Below are 1,129 nucleotides of genomic sequence, written 5' to 3'. Positions count from 1 at the left end.
CAAACGGAACAAAACCTGGGACACCTCAGGGTGATATAGTCCAATGCTTGGTGAAGACGCTGGGTGTTCCACCCTTGTGCCCACCCTAAGGTGGCGAGTTCTATTTCTCCTGCTTACATCCACAGGCGGCAGGTGTGAATGAGTTCAGTGTTGCAACGAGCGTTGGACTGTCTCACTCAAAGCGTTGTCATAAGAATTGTCTACCGTTCCTACACTCTCGGATTCCGGATTCAGCTAGAGCCGCCGAGTATTTCAATGACACGTAATGACTGTCCCGATCACTGTGGTGCTGTATCCGTGCTGAGAGTGGGTCTGACCGTCAGCTGGGTGGGCATGCACCATTGCATTCTTCCATCAGCAGCGCATCGGTACGTCTCGTGGAGCATGTAGCAACAACGACGATCAGTTCTACTGAAAACGTCAACTACAAACGCGGTGTACAGGCATCCCGACAAGGTCTGAACACAGGTAATATCGGCAACCAACAGCCGTCTCGGTGCGTGCCCACGGAAATTTCTCTTCACTAAGTCTGGATGCTGATCAGAGGTCTTCGGACTGATCAGCGCCCCTGCGCGACGCCCAGGTCGTTGAGTGTGCACTCCTGCTAGCTTCATCAGCCGCTCGGTTGAGTCCCTATCAATGTGGAGGCCTTCACGGTTCATCGCATGCCATATTTTACGAATGCCACAGACCGAGAAATTCTGCGCATGCACACGCTGAATCTCTGGGATGAGCAGGCTATGTGACTTAAGGTCCTGTCCCTGGGGATGTGTCCTGAGGCTTTACGATGTTGGGTGAAGTGGGGAAACCACGCTCTGCTTCGTTGAGGTGCCCACTAAACCCAGGACACTTCAGCCTGAAGCTAGGCATGACTCGCACTGGTGTTCCATTGCCTTATCCCTTAGTGCCTAAAAGGGTAGTGAAGTGACGTCGAGATGCATGGGACACGGCTATCGCCGGACTGAAAATCGCGTTCGAAAGCTCCGCGAACACATCCGCTCCCGCAACACATAATTCCTTGGTTACTAAGGGGTAGCTATCGCACTCCTGTTACTGCGCTTGGAGTTTGGTTAATTTGAATTCAACATTCACCAGATTCGGGTTTTTGGGGTGTTTTCTGGTGGTGGTG

At 52.3% G+C, this 1,129-nt stretch carries 1 pseudogene; it reads right to left on the bottom strand.

Going from position 1 to position 1,129, the window contains the following annotated elements:
• Nucleotides 1–828, bottom strand: a pseudogene (locus HMPREF3175_RS10440) (IS3 family transposase); the annotation flags it as partial.
• Nucleotides 829–1,129 lie beyond the last annotated feature (301 nt).

Source organism: Arthrobacter sp. HMSC08H08 (assembly GCF_001807575.1).
GTDB lineage: Bacteria > Actinomycetota > Actinomycetes > Actinomycetales > Micrococcaceae > Pseudoglutamicibacter > Pseudoglutamicibacter albus.
The sequence above is the reverse complement of the archived record's forward strand: the minus strand, read 5'-3'. Positions and strand labels throughout refer to the sequence as shown.